Below are 18,582 nucleotides of genomic sequence, written 5' to 3' on the forward strand. Positions count from 1 at the left end.
GCCGCGCGGCGGCACCCAGCCGGCGCTGCGCTCCTGCGTGGCGCCGCACTCGGCAAACGGGCTCTTGCCCAGGGCTTCTTCAAGCTGCTGCAAATCGCCCTGCCAGCTCTCGGCAATGCGATAGACGATCATGTTTTTGAACATAGCGAACCTTTGCTCGGACGGACTGCGGCCGTGCCGCAAGAGGGTGTGCAACACCGGGCTGCGCCGCCTCCATCCAGAGGGAGAAAACAGAAAAAACAGCAGGGGCGCCATGCCTTGGCGCCCCGCCCGGCCATTGTGCATGCCTGGCACCGGACAGCGCTGCACAAGCTTGTCAATTCTTTACAAGCCCTGCGCAAAACCTCACGGCCCCGATACATCGGACGACCACACTTCAACCATCCGCTGCACAGGGCCCGCCAAGTGCCTTGACGGCGGCCTTCAGTCACCCTCTCCAGAAAGGATTTTGGAATGACCACCACCTTCCGCCGCACCCTCGCCAGCGCCGCAGCTGCCACCGCCTTGCTGGCCTCGTTCGCCATGCCCTCGTACGCCCAGACCGCCGCGCCGGCAGCACCGGCTGCAGCCACCACGCCCAAGCCCGAACGTCCCATGCACAAGCCCGGCGAGCGCCGCGAGCACATGCAGCAGCGCATCGCCAAGCTCAAGGCCGACCTCAAGCTCACGCCGGCCCAGGAGACCGCATGGAACACCTATGCGGCCACCTTCAAGCCCGGCGAGCGTCCCCAGCGCATGGAGCGCGAGGACTTCGCCAAGCTGACCACGCCCCAGCGCATCGACAAGATGCGTGAAATGCGCGCCCAGCGCGCGGCCGATGCCGATCGCCGCGGCGAAGCCACCAAGGCCTTCTACGCCCAGCTGGACGCCAGCCAGCAAAAGACCTTCGATGCCGCCACGCTGCACAAGGGACACCCTGCCCACCACGGCATGGGCCACGGCCCGCGCCATGACCACAAGAGCGGCCAGGCCCGCCCTGCCCCGGCACCTGCCCAGTAAGCGCCAGCCTGGCCTGCCTGCCACCGGCGGGCAGCCGGATTGCTTGAGCCAGCCCTTGCACGGACGCCTTGTCGGGCGACCGACAGTGCAAGGGCTTTTTTGCTGACGCCCCGGTCTTCACCAGCCTCCCTAGAGTGCTACAGGCACAGCAACGTGTGCCGCCCCCGGAGAAGATCATGGCCCTCAAAATCATTCAAACGACGCCATCCAGCTACCAGAGCCTCGCCAAGGCACGCATCCATCCGCCAGCACGCCTGGCAGCGACCGTGATGCTGGCCTGCGCAGGCGCTGTCCTGCCGATGGCGACCCAGGCGCAATCCTTGGCGCCGGAATCCACCCCTTCCCTGTACCTGCAATATGGCGCGGCCGAGCGCAGCGCCGACAGCTGGACCCTGGGCGTTACCGTGCCCTGGCGCAACTGGCGCCATGCGCTGTGGGGCGGCCAGCTCAGCGGCTACTGGGATATCTGGGGCGCGCGATGGTCCGCCCCCCTGGAAGGCAGCCACCGCAGCACCTGGGTGGTGGGCATCAATCCCACGCTGCGCTGGCGTGGCAGCAACGGACAGTCGCCCTGGTTTGCAGAAACCGGCGTGGGCCTGAGCTGGGCACTGAACCGGCGCTACGTCACGGACGAGAAGGAATTCCCGACCCGCTACAACTTCGCCACCCATATCGGCGTGGGCTACCTGTTTGGCAACCAAGGCCAGCATGAACTGGTGCTGAGGCTGGAACACCATTCCAACGCTGGCATCAAGAAGCCCAACCCCGGCGAAAACTTCCTGCAGCTGCGCTACGCCCACCATTTCTGACCATCGCTGCAGCCCAGCCCCGACCACCCGCGAGGTGGTCTTTTTTTGCCCGCTGCAGGCCTGTGGAAAAACCTGGGTATAAAAACCTTGTAAATCCATGCTTATCCACACGATGGATGCATCTCGGAAAGTTGTTCCCAAAACGGGTGCAGTTGCAAGGCAGCATCCACCACAGGGTTTGCATAATCATAACTTATTGATTTTCCATGTGAAAAATCAGTTATCAACAATTAAGCGCTTCACTTACTACTACTACTAATTAAAACATAGAAGAAATAGGAATAACAGCCGAGCTCGGTTTTTCACAGCACGAACGCCGATCTGGATAAAAAAAGCAGCCCCCTTGCCCAGGAAAAGCTGCTTGTCAACAGATCACAGCATGGTCAGACCCTGTGTTCATCCATGCATCACAGGTCTGTCTTCTGACTGGTAAACGCTTAAATTTCTTTTAAATCAATAACTTACGAGAAAACATCACAAAAAAAACCTGTCATGTAAAACTGTGGATAGAAGATGATCAACTTTCAAGTTATCCACAGAAAAATCCGTGACATGCAATCTATCCCCGTTGGCAAGACACCGGGAACAGGGCGTTGACCACATGTTTTTCAGTACGCTAGATCCTTGTTTTTTTTAAGGTAATGGCAGTTATCCACAGAGATATCATGCCTCTACTACTACAACTATTCTTTATAAGAAGATCAAAGAACAACCAAAGGCGAAGTCACGCCGGGAAGCCAAGGCAGCCAGGTTTGCCAAAAAAAAACAGACGCGTGAGCTTGGCTGGAGCCAGGCATGTGCAAAGAAGGACTGCGCTCCAGCGAAATTGGCGCGCCTGTCTGCAAAAAATCCGCAAGACTCCTGGGCGATGGCCTTGCTCATGAAGACAAGACGTCACCCGTCACCAGGTTGGCATGCAGGTGAACGACGGCCTTTTTCACGCCAGGCTGTGAACAACCAGGGAAAACTTCGAGGAAACGGCGTCTCTCGCACGGGCACATGCGGACACGCCAGAGGCCGCCGTTGTTCATTCAAAAAAATTCAATCCTTGATCTGGGCCCTGCAAGCGGCCTGTGCATCCGAATCAGGAGCAGTTGATCCAGCACTGGCAAGGGCAATCACGAAAAGTGATGGCTGCAGCACTGCAGGGAGAAAGGATGGGAATCAGGCCGTCTCTCCAACGGCCCGCAGACAGCGCAAACACCAGGCAGATGCCAGGACCCCTGCAGGGGCGCCAAAGCGCTTCCTGGGGCCGCCTGATGGCCTGTGGGCCGTGATCTACGGGGGTGGTCGGCAGGTGTGGCCTGCGAGGTCGCGCAGGTCCTTTGAACCTGTTGCCGGGCGCCGCATGCATGAACGGATCCCGTGGAGTGAAGTTGCCCACAGGCTGTGTGCAAATGGCCTGTGGGCAATCGGGAGGATGGTTTTCAGGAAAATTGCCTGAAATCAAGGGCTTGTGTGGATGGGGGAAGGTGGAGGAAACGGAGAGGGGCTGGTTTCCCCGTTCTTTCCACAGCTTTCGTCTCAGCGTGCCGGGCGGCGCTGCAGGGCAAAGGGCGGTAGGCCCTTGAGCAGCTGCTGGCCATAGCTGGTGTTCACCAGGCGCCGGTCATAGCAGTAGACATGGGCCTGGTCTTCCTCGGTGCGGATGGCGCGGCCCACCCACTGGGCCAGCCGTATCGCCGTGGCCGGCACCACGAGTTCGTTGAAGGGGTTGCGGCCGCTGCTGCGCAGCCATTCGGCGCGGGCCTCGCCCACGGGGTCGTCGGGCGGGGCAAAGGGCAGCTTGGTGATGAACAGGGACTCGCACAGTGCGCCGGGCAGGTCCAGTCCCTCCCCGAAGGACTGCATGCCGAAGATGATGGAGGGCTCGCCCATCTTCACGGCATCGCGGTGGCGTGCCAGCAGCAGGGCGCGGGGCATGGCCGTCTGCACCAGCACCTGCGAGCGCATGGCCGTGGACAGCGCATCCACCGCCAGGCGCATCTGCTCGCGCGAGGTGAACAGCACCAGGGCGCCAGCCTGCACACGGGACAGGTCGCCCAGCAGCGCGTCCACCATCTCCTGGGTGAAGCGGGCGGCTTCCTTCGGATCGGCCACGGTTTCGCGCGCCACCAGCGTGCCCTGTCGCGCGTAGTCGAAGGGGCTGGGCACTTCCAGCGTGGTCACGGCCGCATCGTCGTGCAGGCCGGCCTCGCGCAGGAAGAAGTCGAATTGTCCACAGCTGGTCAAGGTGGCCGACGTGAGCACCGCGCCGCGCACCTGGGACCACAGGTGATGGCGCAGCGTGGCGCCGGGCAGGATGGGGCTGGCATGGGCCTTGACCACGATGTACTCGCCATCTGTCTCCAACGTGAACCATTTGGCATTGGGTACGCGGCTACTGTCGTCATCCTGCACCGGCTGCTGCATCAGCAACTGGGCCGTGTCATAGACGGATTCCAGGCGGGGTGCCAGTGCGCCAACCTGTGCATAAGCTGTAGACAGCCTGCGTGCTTCCTCTGGATTGTCCTTGATGGCGGCGCGCAGCGCCTTGGAGATGGCGCGCAGCGCGTCCAGAAAGCTGTTGGCATGGTGGGCCGCCCTGCCCAGCGGCTCCAGCAGGGGCTCGGGCAGCATGCCGCGCGGCACGCGCACCCGGGCCGGCCCCCAGCTGTCCTTTTGTGACTTGAGCGTATCGCCGTACAGCTCCATCACCAGGCGCGCCAGTTCCTGCAGCTGCTGGCGCAGCTGGCTTGCATGGCTGGGCAGGTCGGCCAGTTCCTCCACTTCGACCAGGGTATTCACGCGCAGGGCGCGGCTGGTCAGCTTGTCTATCCAGCCCAGGCGGCTCAGGTCCATCTCGCCGGCGAACTGGCCCAGCGCCGTGGCGGGCAGATGGTGGGCTTCGTCCAGCACCAGAAGGCAGTTGTCCAGCTCGGGCAGCAGCCGCGCGCCCAGGGAGGACAGCAGCAGATCGTGGTTGGCCACGATGACCTGGGCGGCCACCAGGTCCTTGCGGCGCTCGTAGTAGACGCAGTTGCTGAAGGCCGGGCAGTGCTTGCCCGTGCAGGACGAGGATTCGGCCGCCACGGGGCTCCAGGCCTCGGCCTCGGGCGGGGTTTCCAGCGAGTCGCGGTCGCCGTCCCAGGCCTGGCTGGCCAGCGCGTTGGCCATGCTTTTGTAGAACTGCATGCGCGCCTCCAGCTCCAGGGCCGGGCGTGCCACGCGGCTTTGGGCCTGGGCCTTTTCCTCGGCGAACAGATCGTCCAGATCCTCGTCCTGGGCCTCGCCAGTGCTGGCCAGCCGCTCCAGCTTCAGTTTGCAGACAAAGCGGCCCCGGCCCTTGGCCAGCGCGAACTTGAAAGGCTGCTCCAGCTGCTGGGCCAGCGCGGGCAGATCCTTGTTCACCAGCTGTTCCTGCAGCGCCACGGTGGCCGTGGAAATCAGCACCCGGGTGCCGCGCGCCAGCGCCATCGAAATGGCGGGAATGCTGTACGCCAGCGATTTGCCCACCCCCGTTCCGGCCTGCACCACGGCAATGGACCGGGTGGGCTCCGGTGCGCCCTCATCGATTTTTCCCAGCTGGGCCTGGCTCAAGGTCTGCGCGACCTGGGCTGCCATTTTTCGCTGCCCCTCACGATTTCGGAACCCCGGGATGGCTCCGACCACGTCATCGAAGGATTTCAGGGCTTGGTCAGCCCATTTTTTTTCATGCATTTCGGCGTATTTCGACCAGATGGATCACTTTGGTCCGTCTGTTTATAAGGATTCGTACAGTGATATGTATTAAATAAGATGCGAAATCTTATGGAATACAGCGCACAAAGCGCGTTTTTCGTATGCCGTACAGCCTACAAGCTGCACGTCATATGGATCACTGCACCCGCCAATCGCATGTGCGTACAGGTGGGTATCGGTGGCCGGGATGGACATCTGTCCACCGGCTGTTCCTGGATTGTTCCCATGGCCGTTGATGGCTGTGCGCGTGGCTGCATCCACAGTCTTGCCCACAGCTGCCAGGGTGTGCAGCCTGTGGTCAATCTTGTGTGCATGCTGTTGGCATGCCTGTGGATTGATGGAATGATTGTCGCGATTCATCGTTGATTTGCAACGAATTTTTCGCGGATTCAGGTTTGCTGCAATTTGCAGAAGGTGATGGAAGTTGTCACCACTGTGGAAAACAGGGCCTGTGCAGATCTCTGGCTTTGCAGGGTGCATTTTTCCCCGGGATATCCACAGGTCTGCCGCCGCTGCGGCCTGGCCTGGGTCCCACGCCAGGCGGCAGGTCCGGGGCCGCGCAGGCTGTGCGCCGCGGACCGCGCCGGATCTCGCAAAAGTCCGGCAAAGGCACAGACCATCCCCGCCGGGGACAGGTCCCGGGGGCGAGCCCAGGGCATGCGAGTGCCTTACCAAACGGTAATGAAGGCTTCACGCACGCCGGAAGATGCGTTTTCTAGCATCTGTTTCATCTCAGGAGACAAGGGTCGGCTCGCTGCAGTCCCTGCGCTCCAGGCATGGATTGAAGGGGCAAGAATGATCAAGACACTTGCGGGCCTGCCCACGGCAGCCCGGTTTCCGGCGGCCTCGGCATGCGCCGTCATCGCCGTGGCCTGCCTTGTGGCGGGCTGCGATGCATCCAAGGCATCGGCACAGAACGAGCCTGCCGCGCAGGCACCCGCGCCCGCCGGCGTGGTGCGGGTCAAGCCCGAGTCGCTGAAGATGCTGGACATCGCCGCGGTGGCCGATCCGCAGGGCACGCAGATGGCCTGGGCGCCGGCGCGCGTGACCTTTGCCGAGGACCGCGTGGCCACCGTCTCGGTGCCGCTGGCCGCGCGCGTGGTGTCCGTGCGTGCCCACGTGGGCGACATCGTCAAGGCCGGCGACGAGCTGGCCACCCTGGTCAGCCCCGAGGCGCTGCGCGTGCGCTACGAGGTGGAAGCTGCCCGCAGCGCGCATGACGTGGCCACCGTGGAGGTGCGGCGCCAGCAGACCATGGTGGACAAGGGCGTGGGCGTGGAGGTGGATCTGCGCGCGGCCCAGGCCAAGCTGCGCGAGTCGGCCCAGGAGCTGGCGCGTGCCCAGGGCACGTCGGCGCTGCTGGGGCAAGGCGGCGGCGACCGGCTGGTGCTGCGTGCGCCGCGCTCCGGCGTGGTGGCCGAGCGCAAGGCCGTGGTCGGCGCCTCGGTCGAGCCCAGCGGCGAGCTGTTCCTGATCGGCGATCCCTCCGCCATGAACGTGGTGGCCGATGTCTTCGAAAGCGATCTGCCCGGCATCCGCCTGGGCAGTGCCGTGCAGGTCGATGTGCCGCAGCTGCCCAAGCCCCTGACCGGCACGGTGCGCCACCTGGGCGCCACGCTGGACAAGGAATCGCGCCGCGCCTCCGTCATCGTGCAGCTCGATGCGCAAAACCCCGTGCTGCGTTCCGGCATGCAGGCGCGCGTGGGCCTGCAGGTCTCCAACGAGCACGAGATGCTGATCCCCGTGACGGCCGTGCTCATCAAGGATGAAAGCCGCAGCATCGTCTTCGTGCAGACCGGCGAGCTGCAGTTCGAGGCCCGCACCGTGGTGCTGGGCCGGCCCTCGCGCGGCATGGTGCCCGTGGTGTCGGGCCTGAAGTCGGGTGAGAAGATCGTCGTGCGCGGTGGCCTGCTGCTCGACGGCGCAGCCAGCCAGCTGCTCTGATCGCGGCAAGGAGTCCCATCAATGCTGCGTTCCCTGATAGCGTTTGTGGTGCACCGGCGGCTCGTCGCCCTGTGCGCCACCCTGATCATCGCCATCTATGGCGTGTATTCGTACCTGCACACGGCCATCGAGGCCTATCCCGATGTGACCAATGTGCAGGTGGGCGTGATTGCCCAGGCGCCGGGCCTGGCCCCCGAGGAGGTGGAGCGCCAGATCACCCAGCCGCTGGAGCGCGAGCTCAACGGCACGCCGGGCCTGGTGTCGCTGCGCTCGGAGAGCTACTTCGGCCTGGCCATGATCAACCTCGTCTTCAATGACGAGGCCGACAGCTTCCATGCGCGCGCCGAGGTGTCGCAGCGCCTGCCCCAGGCCAATCTGCCCGACGGCGTCACGCCCGAGATGGCGCCCGACTACACGCCGCTGGGCAAGATCTTCTACTACCGCCTGAAGAGCGACCGCCACACGCTGGCGCAGTTGCGCACCGAGCAGGAATGGCGCGTGGTGCGCGTGCTCAAGCAGGTGCAGGGCGTGGCGGACGTGGTCAGCATCGGCGGCTTCGTCAAGGAGTACCACGTCGAGGTCGATCCCGAGAAGCTGTATGCGCTGGGCCTGTCGCTGGAAGACGTGAGCGATGCCCTGTCCAAGTCCAACCGCAACGTGGGCGGCGGCCTGATGCGCCGCGGCGAGCAGTCGCTGATCATCCGCGGCATCGGCCTGTTGCGCACGCCGCAGGAGATCCAGGGCGTGGTCGTGGCCATGCGCGGCAGCGCGCCCGTGACCATTGGCGACGTGGCGCGCGTGGTGCAGTCGCACACGCCGCGCCAGGGTTCGGTGGGCATGGACGATGCCGACGACGTGGTCCAGGGCATCGTGCTGCTCAAGCGCGGCGAGAACCCCTCGGTGGTGCTGGACCAGATCCATGCCAAGGTGGCCGCGCTCAATGACGGCGGCCTGCCCGAGGGCATGCACATGGAGACCAACTACGACCGCTCCGACCTAGTCGGCCACACGCTGGGCACGGTGCAGCACAACCTGCTGTTCGGCGCCACGCTGATCGTGGGCGTGCTGTGGCTGTTCCTGCGCAGCCTGCGCGGCTCGCTGATCGTGGCCACGGTGATCCCGCTGTCGCTGCTGGTGGCCTTCATCGGCCTGCACCTGCTGGGCATGCCGGCCAACCTGATCTCCATGGGTGCCATCGACTTCGGCATCATGGTGGACGGCGCCGTGGTGCTGGCCGAGAACATCATCCGCAACGCCCGCCTGCGCAAGCCGCAGACGCAGGCGGACATGCGCCACATCATCATCGACTCGGCCGTGGCCGTGGCCAAGCCCACGCTGTTCGCCATGGCCATCGTGATCGCGGCGCTGATCCCCGTGTTCTCGCTGGAAAGCATCGAGGGCCGCATCTTCCGTCCGCTGGCCATGACCTACAGCTTCGCGCTGCTGGGTGCCCTGGTCTTCGCCATGGGCCTGGTGCCGGCGCTGTGCGCGCTGTTCCTCAAGCCCCAGCACGTGATGGTGGAAGAGCCCAAGATCTTCGACCGCGCGCACCACGGCTACCAGCACTGGATCGGCAGCCTGCTGGGCGCCGGGCGGCGCCGTGTCATGGTGGTGGTCGCCTCGCTGGCCATCCTGGTGGCGGCCGGCCTGTCGGCCGCCTGGCTGGGCACGGAATTCCTGCCCGAGCTCGATGAAGGCGACGCCTACGTGCTGGTGCAGATGCCGGCATCGATCTCGCTGGAAAAGGGCCAGGAAGTGCTGCGCGACGTGCGCCTGCGCCTGAAGACCTTCCCCGAGGTCATCACCGTCACCACCGAGCAGGGCCGTCCCGAGTCCGGCACCGACAACGAGACGCTGAACCTGGCCAAGGTGCTGGTGCGCCTGAAGGGCCACGGCGAATGGCGCAAGGGCCTGACCAAGCCCCAGCTCATCGAGCAGATGCGCGCCACGCTCAGCGAGATTCCGGGCGTGTCGTTCAACTTCGCCCAGCCCATCCGCGACAGCGTGGAGGAATCGACGTCCGGCGCGCGCGGCCAGGTGGTGCTCAAGGTCTTCGGCCCCGACATTCCGCAGCTGCGCTCCATCCTGCAGCAGACCGTGGACCTGGTGAAGGACATCGACGGCGTGGTCGACCTGGGCCTGTACCGCGACGCGCCTGCGCCCCAGGTGCACGTGGAGTTCGACCGCCAGGCGCTGGCGCGCCAGGGCATTGCCATGGAGACCGCGCAAAAGACGCTGGAGGCGGCGCTGGCCGGCAACATCTCCACCACGCTGTGGGAAGGCGAGTACCCCGTGCCCGTGCGCGTGCGCCTGCCCTACGTGGACCGCATGGACGAGGAACGCATCCGCAACATCGCCATCCCCCTGCCCAATGGCGCTGCGGGCGGCTCGGTGCCGCTGCACTCCGTGGGCCAGGTGGCCATCAAGATCGGCAACTCCTCCATCTTCCGCGAAGGCAATGCGCGCTACATGGCGCTCAAGTTCAACGTGGAAGGCCGTGACATCGGCTCCGTGGTCAAGGACACGCTGGCCACGTTCAAGAAGAACGTGAAGATCCCCGAGGGCTACCAGGCCGTCTGGGGCGGCGAGTGGGAGAACCAGCAGCGCGCGGCCGCGCGCCTGAAGATCGTGGTGCCGCTGTCGCTGATCATCGTCTACGCCCTGCTGTTCGGCGCGTTGGGCCAGGCGCGCAGCGCCGGCATCATCTTGCTGTGCGCGCCCTTCACCATGGTGGGCGGCATCGCGGCCCTGCACTTGGCGGGCATCGAGCTGTCCATCAGCGCGGCCATCGGCTTCATTGCCTTGCTGGGGCAGGTGGCGCTGGCCGGGCTGCTGGTGATCTCGGCCGTGGAGGAGCTGCGACGGCAAGGCATGCCCATGATGCAGGCCCTGGTCGAGGGCGCTGCCGAGCGCATGCGCTCCATCGTGCTCGTGGCGCTGCTGGCGCTGCTGGGCCTGCTGCCCATGGCGCTGTCCACGGGCGTGGGCAGCGAGACGCAAAAGCCCTTCGCCTCCGTGATCGTGGGCGGCATGGTGGTGCTGCCCCTGGTGGCCCTGGTGCTGCTGCCCGTGCTCTATGCGCTGCTGGGCCCCAAGAACATGTTGACGCAGGAAGAACTCGATGAAAAAGAGTGATAGCCCCCTGAGCGGCTTCGCCGCTTCCCCCTCTCGCTTCGCGGGGGGGACGACGCCCTCGCCGCGAGGCGGCTCTTGCTCGGCGTCCCTGGCTTTTGGTCGCGCCGGTTTTGCAGGCAGCGCCCGTTATCGGGCCCTGTTTGTGGCTGTGGCGCTGTGCTGCGGGGCGGGTTCTGCGCTTGCGCAGCAGGCTGTACCCGCTGTACCGGGCGGGGCGGCTGTGCCGGCCATCACTGCGGCGCCTGCCTCCGAGGTGGCTCCGGCGGCTGCGCCGCAGCAGCCGGTGGGGATGCAGGAGTATCTGCAGATGGTGGTGCGCAACCAGCCCCAGCTGGCTGCGCAGCGGCTGCAGATCGGGATTGCGCAGGCGGACAGCCGCACGGCGGCGGCGTTTCCCAATCCTTCGGCGTCGTACAGCAGCAAGCCGGGCGAGAAGCAGTGGGGCATAGAGCAGCCGCTGCCCATTTTCGGCCAGCGGCGCCTGCGCATGGAGAACGCGCGCAAGGGCGAGACGGCGGCGCGCGCCAATGTCGAGGTGGCCGTGGCCACCACGCTCAACGATGCAGCCACGGCCTTCATCGACCTGCTGATGACGCAGCAGCGCCTGAAGGTCTGGCAAGAGGCGCAGGAGGCCCTGAACAGCGCGGGCAATATCGTGCGCGGACAGATCGAGGCCGGTGCGCGCAGCCGCTATGACGGCGCGCGCCTGAGCCTGCAGCAGGCCCAGATGGCCATGCAGGTCAGCCAGGCCCAGTCGGACTGGCAGGATGCCGCCTCGCACGCCGCCGCCCTGGCCGCCCTGCCCCAGTGGGCACCGCGCGCCACGGGCAGCCTGCAGGCCGTTCCCGTGGCCCAGCTGTTGCACGAGCAGGAACTTTGGGAGGCCGCGCGCCTGCGCCTGCCGGCCCTGGTGGCCGCCCAGGCCGAGCTGGACCAGCTGCGCCACAAGGTCGAGCTGGAACGCCGCGAAGCCCTGCCCACGCCCAGCATCAGCGTGGCGCGGGTGCGCAACCGGCTGGACGGCAACTACAACCAGATCGGCGTGTCGGTGGAGCTGCCGCTGTTCGATCGCCGCGAAGGCCCCATCGCGCGTGCCCAGGTGGAGGCCGAGCAGGCCCAGCTGCGCTACGACGCCGCGCTGATCGAGGCGCGTACCGAGCTGCAGCGCGCCATCAGGCAGCTGAAGCTGCGCCGCGATGCCGTGCGCGCCTACGAAAAGCAGGGCCTGGCGCAGATCGCGCCGCTCAACCAGATGGCCCAGGACGCCTACAAGCTGGGCCAGGGCTCCATCCTGGAGCTGATCGATTCGCTGGGATCGATCAACGAGCACCGCCTGGAGCACCTGGACCTGGTCAAGGAAATGATGCTGGCCGAGTGGCAGGTGCGCGTGGCCAGCGGCGATCTGCCGATGTGGGCTGCGCCCTGACGGTTTCATGCGGCGCGGTGCTCTGGGATGCCGCGCGGCCCTGCCCCTAGCTGGAAAGAGGTGGTCAACATGCCGGCACCCCCACCGATCTCGGCGGAGTCTGGCGCGCCGTATAGTGTCTGCCTCAGTTTCGAGTCAGGCCCTGCCGCCCGCATGTACCGCTATCTCATCATCGAAGACGACGCGCTGAACGCGCGCTACATCGCCGAAGGCCTGCGCCAGCAGGGCGCGCAGGTGGCGGTGTGCAGCGATGGTGTGCAGGGCATCGCCATGGCCGTGGGCGAGAGCTGGGATGTGATCATCCTCGACCGCATGCTGCCCAACGGCTTCGACGGCCTGCAGATCCTGCAGACGCTGCGCTCCATGGGCAAGCAGACGCCGGTGCTGGTGCTCAGCGCCCTGTCGGCCACGGACGAGCGCGTGCGCGGCCTCAAGGCCGGCTGCGACGACTACCTGACCAAGCCCTTTGCCTTCTCCGAACTCTCGGCGCGCCTGGAGGCCCTGGTGCGCCGCGCCCAGATCCCGGCCCCCGCGCGCGAGATGCGCCTGGCCGACCTGCGGCTGAACCTGCTCACGCGCAGCGCCGAGCGCGCGGGCCAGCCGCTGGCGCTGCAGCCGCGCGAGTTCCGCCTGCTGGCCTTTCTGATGCAGCACGCGCACCAGATCGTCACGCGCACCATGCTGCTGGAGTCGGTGTGGGACTACCGGTTCGACCCGCAGACCAATGTCATCGACGTGCACATCAGCCGCCTGCGCGGCAAGGTGGATAAGGGCTTCGAGCCCGCGCTGATCCACACCGTGCGTGGCGTGGGCTACAGCCTGTCGGACCGGCCGCAGGACCTGCCGCAGGTGGCCTGATCCCATGTCGCTGGCCAAGCCCTGGAGCTCCACGGCCTTCCGGCTGGCGCTGACCTACGGCGTGCTGCTGGTGCTGACCATGTCCATCGTGCTGTCGGTGTTCTACGTGCAGACCGTGGGCGTGCTGCGCATGCGCATGGACCGGCAGGCCGAGAACCACATGCGCCGCCTGGTCGAGCACCGCGACAAGTACGGCGAGCCCGCGCTGGAGGCCGAGATCCAGCAGACCCTGCTGGACGGCGTCAACACCGATACCGAAATCCTCATCCTCATGGATGGCGACGGCAATCCCATCATCGGCAACGCCGACGTGGTGCCCGCACGCCGCCTGACGGAGATGGGCGTGCGCGATCTCAAGGTGCGGCGCAACGGCCGCATCATCGCGGGCCGCGTGGCCGTGGCCCAGCTGTCCGACGGCAAGCTGCTGGCCGTGGGCAGCGACATGCAGGTGCAAAGCGATGTGGAGGAGCTGTTCGGCCGCGCCAGCCTGCTGGCCGGCCTGGTGGCCCTGGGCATGGCCGTACTGGGCGCCGGGGCCTTCCGGCGCGTGGTGGAAGAGCGGGCCGCCGACATCCGCAGCACCATGGCGCGCGTGGCCACGGGCGACCTGCGCCAGCGCATCCCGGTCACGCGCCGCGACGATGAGTTCACGCTGCTCAACCGCGACATCAACACCATGCTGGACCGGCTGGAACTGCTGATGGACGGCATACGCCATGTCTCCAACACCATCGCCCACAACCTGCGCACGCCGCTGACGCGCATCCTGCTGCGCCTGCGCAATGCCCAGCAGGCCACGCCCGAGGAAAAGAACGAGACGCTGGCGCTGGTGGCCCAGGAAGTGGCCGAGCTGGGCGTGGTCTTCGACAAGCTGCTGCAGATTGCCGAAGTGGAAAGCGGCGCCAGCCGCAAGAACTTCGCGCCCGTGGACCTGCGCGCCCTGCTGGTCGACGTGGTGGAGTTCTACGAACCGCTGGTCGAGGACGCAGGCGGCGTGCTGCGGCTGCAGGTCGAAGGCACGCCCATGGCGCTGGGCGACGGGGACCTGCTGGCCAGCGCCGTGGCCAACCTCGTGGACAACGCCATCAAGTACGGATCACTGCCCGACAGCGACCACGGCGCCGACATGCTGCTGCGCGCGGGCGTGGCCCACGAACACGGCATGGACGGCGGCGCCTGGGGCGTGGAAATCATCGTGCAGGACCGCGGCCCCGGCGTGGACGCGCAGACGCGCGAGAAGATGAGCACCCGCTTTTACCGCGCCGAATCGGACCGCGAAGGCTACGGCCTGGGCCTGGCCAGCGTGCTGGCCATCGTGCAGCTGCACGGCGGCAAGCTGGGCTTCGAGAACATGCATCCGGGCCTGCAGGCAAGGATCTGGCTGCCCGGGTTGCCCACGGCCTGAAGCCGTTTCAGCGGTCCTTGTGACCGTAGGCGCAAAAGCCGGGCTTGGGCCCCTTCTTGGGGTGCAGGCGACAGGTTTCGGGCCGCTTGTCGTAGACCGTGCAGCGCCGCGACTTGGCATCCAGAAAATTGCAGTCCCCGCTGGCGCGCCGCGCCATGGTGAAGATGTTGTGCTTGGGGTTGTAGTGGTCGATCAAGCGCATCTTCATCAACCGCTTGGCGATGAGCTTGGGCTCCACGTTGTCCACCTCGAACGGATCCACCAGCTCCAGCCGCACCAGATCGGGCAGCTGCACCTCCAGCGGCATGGTGCAGCAGTTGGCCGCACAGCTGTCGCACATGCCGGGCTTGTATTTGCTCCAGGAGTCGAGGCGGTCGACGTCGACGATGCTGATGGGGGATCTCATGGGTGGGGGATGGGCGTGTGCAGGGCCGCTATTTTTCGCCAGAAAGCCCGGCGGCGGTTGCCGCGCCGGCGTAGCCAAGCGAGGGGGCGGGTCTTTGGGAGACGCTGCCCCTGCATCCATCCCCTGGCCTTCAGGCCGGCCGCTTCCTCAGCAGGTATTTCTGAAACCCGTCGGACACCCGCTCGTCGCGCTGGTTCAGCACCTCGGTGGCCAGGGTCAGCACGCCCGTGGTGTTGCCGGGCTTGAGCTCGGACACCGTCAGCGTGCAGTACAGCGTGTCGCCCACATGGACGGGGGCCAGGAAGCGGCTGCCCTGCTCCAGGAAGCCCTTGAGCGATTCCTCGACCATGTGCGGGAACAGGCCGGCGCCTGCCGCCGTCTGTATGGCCACCTGGTAGCCGTGGGCCAGCATGTGGGGCATGCCGCGCGCACGGCAGTACTCCACGTCGTAGTGCACGGGATGGTTGTCGCCGCTGGCCAGCTGGAAGGCGGCGAACAGGGCATCGGTCATGGTGCGCGAGGGCAGGGCGAAGACCTCGCCCAGCGCGAAGTCTTCAAAGTAGCGCTGGGCGCACAGGGATGGATGGCGTGGCATGGCGACTCTCCTCAGTTCGCGCTCATGTGGGCGGCGCGGGCGACCTTGCCCCATTTGTCCAGCTCCTGCTTGAGCAAGGCGGCCAGCGCCTGGGGGCGCGGCTGCTTTTCCAGCACCAGGCCCATGTCGTAGGCCTTTTTCTGCAGCCCGGCATCGTCCACCGTGGCCTGCAGGCTGGACTGCAGGCGGGCAATCAGCGCTGGCGGCGTGCCTGCGGGGGCGAACACGGCGTTCCAGGTATAGGCCTCGTAGCCGGGCACCTGCTCGGCAATGGCAGGCGTGTCGGGCGTCTGCGGCAGGCGCTGGGCCATGGTGGTGGCCAGCAGGCGCACCGTGCCCGCCTTGACCTGGGCCAGGCCCGTGGGAGCGCTGTCCAGCATGAAGGCCAGGTGCCCGCCGATGAGGTCCTGTATGGCCGGCGCACTGCCCCGGTAGGGCACATGCTGGGCCCGGGTTCCCGCCATCAGGTTCAGCAGCTCCGCGCCCAGGTGCGGTGCGCTGCCCACGCCCGCCGATGCATAGCTGACCTGGCCGGGCCGCGCCCGCAGATAGGCCAGGAAATCCGGCAGGCTCTGCACGGGCAGCCGCTTGTCCACCACCAGCACCAGCGGCGCCCTGGCGAGCAATCCCACGGGCGCGAAGTCTTCCTCCGTGCGGTAGCCCAGCTTGTCGTGGATGTAGGGATTGACGGCATGCGCCACCGTGGTCAGCAGCAGGGTGTAGCCGTCAGGGGCTGCCTTGGCAACCGCCTCCGTGCCCACCAGGGTGCCGGCACCCGTGCGGTTCTCGATCACCACGGGCGTGCCCAGCTTCTGGCTCCAGACATCGGCCATGGCGCGGCCGAAGGTGTCGGTGGGGCCGCCTGCCGCGTAGGGAATCACCAGCTTGATGGGGCGCGCCGGATAGTCCTGCGCTGCGGCCGCGCCGGCGGCCAGAAGCAGGGCGGTGAGAAGGGTTTGGCGTCTTGCCGTCTTGAAGTCCATAATTTTCTCCGTTGTCTCCTGGCGCCGACTATAGAAATGCGCTGCCAATGCGGCCAGTCGAATCATTGATAGGGCGGTTAGAAACCGTCTAACACCAAGGAAATGCTCCCGGCGGGCATGCAACGGATGCGATATGAATTGACGGATCTCAGGGTTTTCCTTGCGATTGCCCAGGCCAAAAGCCTCAGCGCAGGCGCGGCTGAAATGCATTTGACGGCGCCATCGGCCAGCTACCGGCTCAAGAATCTGGAGCAGGCCATGGGCGCATCGCTGTTTGAAAGAACGTCCAAAGGCATGGTGCTGACCCCGGCGGGAATGACGGTCAAGAAATACGCCGATTCCATTTTCGGCAGCGTGGACCGCCTGCACGGAGAAATGCAAAGACACATCAACGGAATATCGGGCCATATCCGCGTCTTTGCCAACAGCAGCACGCTGACGGGAATTGCGCCCGTGCTCAGCCGCTATCTGGCCCATTATCCGAACGTCAATGTGGACCTGGAGGAGCGCCTGAGCGAAGACACGGTGCGCGCCTTGCTCGACGGCAGTGCCGATGTGGGCCTGGTGGCCGGCCAGATCGATCTGCATGGCCTGCACGCCATCACCTATGGCCACGATGAACTGGTGTTTGTGGTGCCCGCTGGCCACCCCTTGGCCGCCAGCAGCAGGGTGCCGCTGGAAACCGCGCTGACCTACGACCTGGTCTCGATCGGCCGCAAGACCAGCAACTTCCTCTACCTCCAAGGCATGGCTTCCAGGCTGGGCATGAATCCCAGGGTACGTGTGCACGCACCAACATTCGAGGCCGTGCTGCAGTGCGTGCAGGAAGGCGTGGGCATTGCGCTGGTGCCGCGCTCCATTGCCCGGCCGGCGCTGCAGGCGCGCAGGCTGGCTGCCGTGGGCCTGGACGAGGCCTGGGCGCAGCGCGAGCAGAAGGTGGTCACGCGCGAACCCGAAACCCTGCCCGCCTATGCCCGCGATTTCGTGGCCTATGTGGCGGCCCAGCCTTTGCCCGAGGAAGGCGCTGTGCAGGAATCCCTGCCTTAGAAGATTTGGAATTCCGCTTAGAAAATGCCGACTGGCTGGGTGATGGTCGCACTTCTAGAATGCGGCGAATCGAATATTCGCCTCGTTCAAGAAAATGCAGACACGCCCATTGGATGGTTTGACGGTATTGGCCATGGAACACGCCGTGGCAGGGCCTTTTGCCAGCCGGCAGCTGGCGGACCTGGGGGCCAGGGTCATCAAGCTGGAGCGATTGCCCGATGGGGATTTTGCACGGGGCTATGACGACAAGGTCCATGGTGAATCATCCTTTTTTGTCTGGGCCAATCGGGGAAAGCAAAGCCTGGCCGCAGATATCAAGACCGCCGAAGGGCAGCATATCGTCGGGAAAATACTGGAAAACGCCGATATCCTGATCCAGAACCTGGCCCCGGGTGCCATGCAGAGAATGGGCATGGATTTCGACAGCCTGCATGAGAAATATCCGCGTCTCATCGTCTGCGATATATCGGGCTATGGCGAGGGCGGCCCGCTCAGCGACAAAAAGGCCTACGACCTGCTGATCCAGGCGGCAGCCGGCCTGATCTCGGTCACGGGCACGCCCGACCAGCCCGCGCGCGTGGGCATTTCCATCGCCGACATCGCGGCCGGCATGTATGCCTACTCGGGCATTTTGTCCGCCCTGCTGCAGCGCGCCCGCACCGGCCGGGGCCTGCGCGTGGAGGTATCCATGCTGGAGGCGCTGGCCGAATGGATGTCCTACCCGCTGAACTTCGCCCATTACGGCGGCACGGCGCCCGCGCGCAGCGGGCTGACCCATCCTTCCATCGCGCCCTATGGCCAGTACACGGCCGGTGACGGCCAGAGCCTGATCTTCGGCCTGCAGAACGACCGCGAATGGCACAGCTTCTGCGCCCATGTGCTGCAGCAGCCCGCGCTGGCGCAGGACACGCGCTTTGCCACCAACCTGCAGCGCGTGGCGCACCGCGCGGAACTCGATGCGGTGATCGCCTCCGTGCTGGCCCCCCTGAGCCGCGAACAGGCCATGCAGCGCCTGGATGCAGGCGGCATCGCCAACGCGCCGCTCAACGACATGCACGCGGTCTGGAACCATCCGCAGCTGCAGGCGCGTGAACGCTGGCGCGAGGTGGCCACGCCCACCGGCAGCATCCAGGCCCTGCTGCCCCCGGCCACGCTGTCGGATGCCGAAGCCGCCATGGGCGCCGTGCCCGCGCTGGGCGAGCATACGCAGGCGCTGTGGGAGGAGTTTGGCGGGCGGTAAACATGGCCAGGGGGG

At 65.8% G+C, this 18,582-nt stretch carries 15 protein-coding genes; 9 read left to right on the forward strand and 6 right to left on the reverse strand.

Translation table 11 applies throughout. From position 1 onward, the window contains the following. On the reverse strand, nt 1–144 hold a 144-nt coding region (gene rdgC / locus DTS01S_RS30045), incomplete at its 3' end, for a recombination-associated protein RdgC (RefSeq protein ID WP_169804707.1). 309 nt (nt 145–453) lie between these two features. Between rdgC and DTS01S_RS26185 the strand changes: the two genes are divergently transcribed. Continuing rightward, nucleotides 454–999 carry a Spy/CpxP family protein refolding chaperone gene (locus DTS01S_RS26185; RefSeq protein ID WP_061289645.1) on the forward strand — a complete coding sequence of 182 codons (546 nt, stop codon included), beginning with the start codon at nt 454–456 and terminating at the stop codon, nt 997–999. Nucleotides 1,000–1,175: 176 nt separating this feature from the next. Continuing rightward, nucleotides 1,176–1,808, forward strand: a complete 633-nt coding sequence (locus DTS01S_RS26190) for an acyloxyacyl hydrolase (protein ID WP_043789536.1) — start codon at nt 1,176–1,178, stop codon at nt 1,806–1,808. 1,524 nt (nt 1,809–3,332) lie between these two features. On the opposite strand, the gene dinG is transcribed toward DTS01S_RS26190, so the two are convergent. Continuing rightward, the gene (gene dinG / locus DTS01S_RS26195) at nt 3,333–5,507 is read right to left on the reverse strand and encodes an ATP-dependent DNA helicase DinG (RefSeq protein ID WP_074931778.1); all 2,175 of its coding nucleotides are present in this window, start codon (nt 5,505–5,507) and stop codon (nt 3,333–3,335) included. A 69-nt stretch (nt 5,508–5,576) separates the two neighbouring features. Next, nucleotides 5,577–6,008 carry a hypothetical protein gene (locus DTS01S_RS30710; protein ID WP_139223847.1) on the reverse strand — a complete coding sequence of 144 codons (432 nt, stop codon included), beginning with the start codon at nt 6,006–6,008 and terminating at the stop codon, nt 5,577–5,579. Nucleotides 6,009–6,323: 315 nt separating this feature from the next. Between DTS01S_RS30710 and DTS01S_RS26200 the strand changes: the two genes are divergently transcribed. The 5 genes from DTS01S_RS26200 to DTS01S_RS26220 all read left to right on the forward strand — a co-directional run bounded on the left by DTS01S_RS26200 (nt 6,324) and on the right by DTS01S_RS26220 (nt 14,296). Beyond that, nucleotides 6,324–7,472, forward strand: coding sequence for an efflux RND transporter periplasmic adaptor subunit (locus tag DTS01S_RS26200; RefSeq protein WP_017407223.1), 1,149 nt, complete (start codon nt 6,324–6,326; stop codon nt 7,470–7,472). 21 nt (nt 7,473–7,493) lie between these two features. After that, nucleotides 7,494–10,607, forward strand: a complete 3,114-nt coding sequence (locus DTS01S_RS26205; protein WP_016447267.1) for an efflux RND transporter permease subunit — start codon at nt 7,494–7,496, stop codon at nt 10,605–10,607. 289 nt (nt 10,608–10,896) lie between these two features. Further along, nucleotides 10,897–12,033 carry a TolC family protein gene (locus tag DTS01S_RS26210; RefSeq protein WP_223275166.1) on the forward strand — a complete coding sequence of 379 codons (1,137 nt, stop codon included), beginning with the start codon at nt 10,897–10,899 and terminating at the stop codon, nt 12,031–12,033. A 153-nt stretch (nt 12,034–12,186) separates the two neighbouring features. Further along, nucleotides 12,187–12,891 (forward strand): response regulator transcription factor, encoded by a 705-nt coding sequence (locus DTS01S_RS26215; protein WP_017407046.1) that lies wholly within the window; start codon nt 12,187–12,189, stop codon nt 12,889–12,891. Between the two features lie 4 nt (nt 12,892–12,895). Beyond that, nucleotides 12,896–14,296, forward strand: coding sequence for a sensor histidine kinase (locus tag DTS01S_RS26220; RefSeq protein ID WP_046239392.1), 1,401 nt, complete (start codon nt 12,896–12,898; stop codon nt 14,294–14,296). Nucleotides 14,297–14,303: 7 nt separating this feature from the next. On the opposite strand, the gene DTS01S_RS26225 is transcribed toward DTS01S_RS26220, so the two are convergent. The 3 genes from DTS01S_RS26225 to DTS01S_RS26235 all read right to left on the reverse strand — a co-directional run bounded on the left by DTS01S_RS26225 (nt 14,304) and on the right by DTS01S_RS26235 (nt 16,280). Next, the gene (locus DTS01S_RS26225) at nt 14,304–14,702 is read right to left on the reverse strand and encodes a YkgJ family cysteine cluster protein (protein WP_013799932.1); all 399 of its coding nucleotides are present in this window, start codon (nt 14,700–14,702) and stop codon (nt 14,304–14,306) included. 130 nt (nt 14,703–14,832) lie between these two features. Continuing rightward, the gene (locus tag DTS01S_RS26230; RefSeq protein WP_016447265.1) at nt 14,833–15,297 is read right to left on the reverse strand and encodes a MaoC family dehydratase; all 465 of its coding nucleotides are present in this window, start codon (nt 15,295–15,297) and stop codon (nt 14,833–14,835) included. Nucleotides 15,298–15,308: 11 nt separating this feature from the next. Continuing rightward, on the reverse strand, nt 15,309–16,280 hold the full coding sequence (locus DTS01S_RS26235; protein WP_017407045.1) for a tripartite tricarboxylate transporter substrate binding protein: 972 nt from the start codon (nt 16,278–16,280) through the stop codon (nt 15,309–15,311). A 126-nt stretch (nt 16,281–16,406) separates the two neighbouring features. Between DTS01S_RS26235 and DTS01S_RS26240 the strand changes: the two genes are divergently transcribed. Beyond that, nucleotides 16,407–17,327, forward strand: coding sequence for a LysR family transcriptional regulator (locus DTS01S_RS26240; RefSeq protein WP_061289651.1), 921 nt, complete (start codon nt 16,407–16,409; stop codon nt 17,325–17,327). Between the two features lie 94 nt (nt 17,328–17,421). Next, the gene (locus DTS01S_RS26245) at nt 17,422–18,567 is read left to right on the forward strand and encodes a CaiB/BaiF CoA transferase family protein (protein WP_074931781.1); all 1,146 of its coding nucleotides are present in this window, start codon (nt 17,422–17,424) and stop codon (nt 18,565–18,567) included. Nucleotides 18,568–18,582 lie beyond the last annotated feature (15 nt).

The sequence above is a fragment of the Delftia tsuruhatensis NBRC 16741 genome (assembly GCF_001571325.1).
Classification (GTDB): domain Bacteria; phylum Pseudomonadota; class Gammaproteobacteria; order Burkholderiales; family Burkholderiaceae_C; genus Comamonas; species Comamonas tsuruhatensis.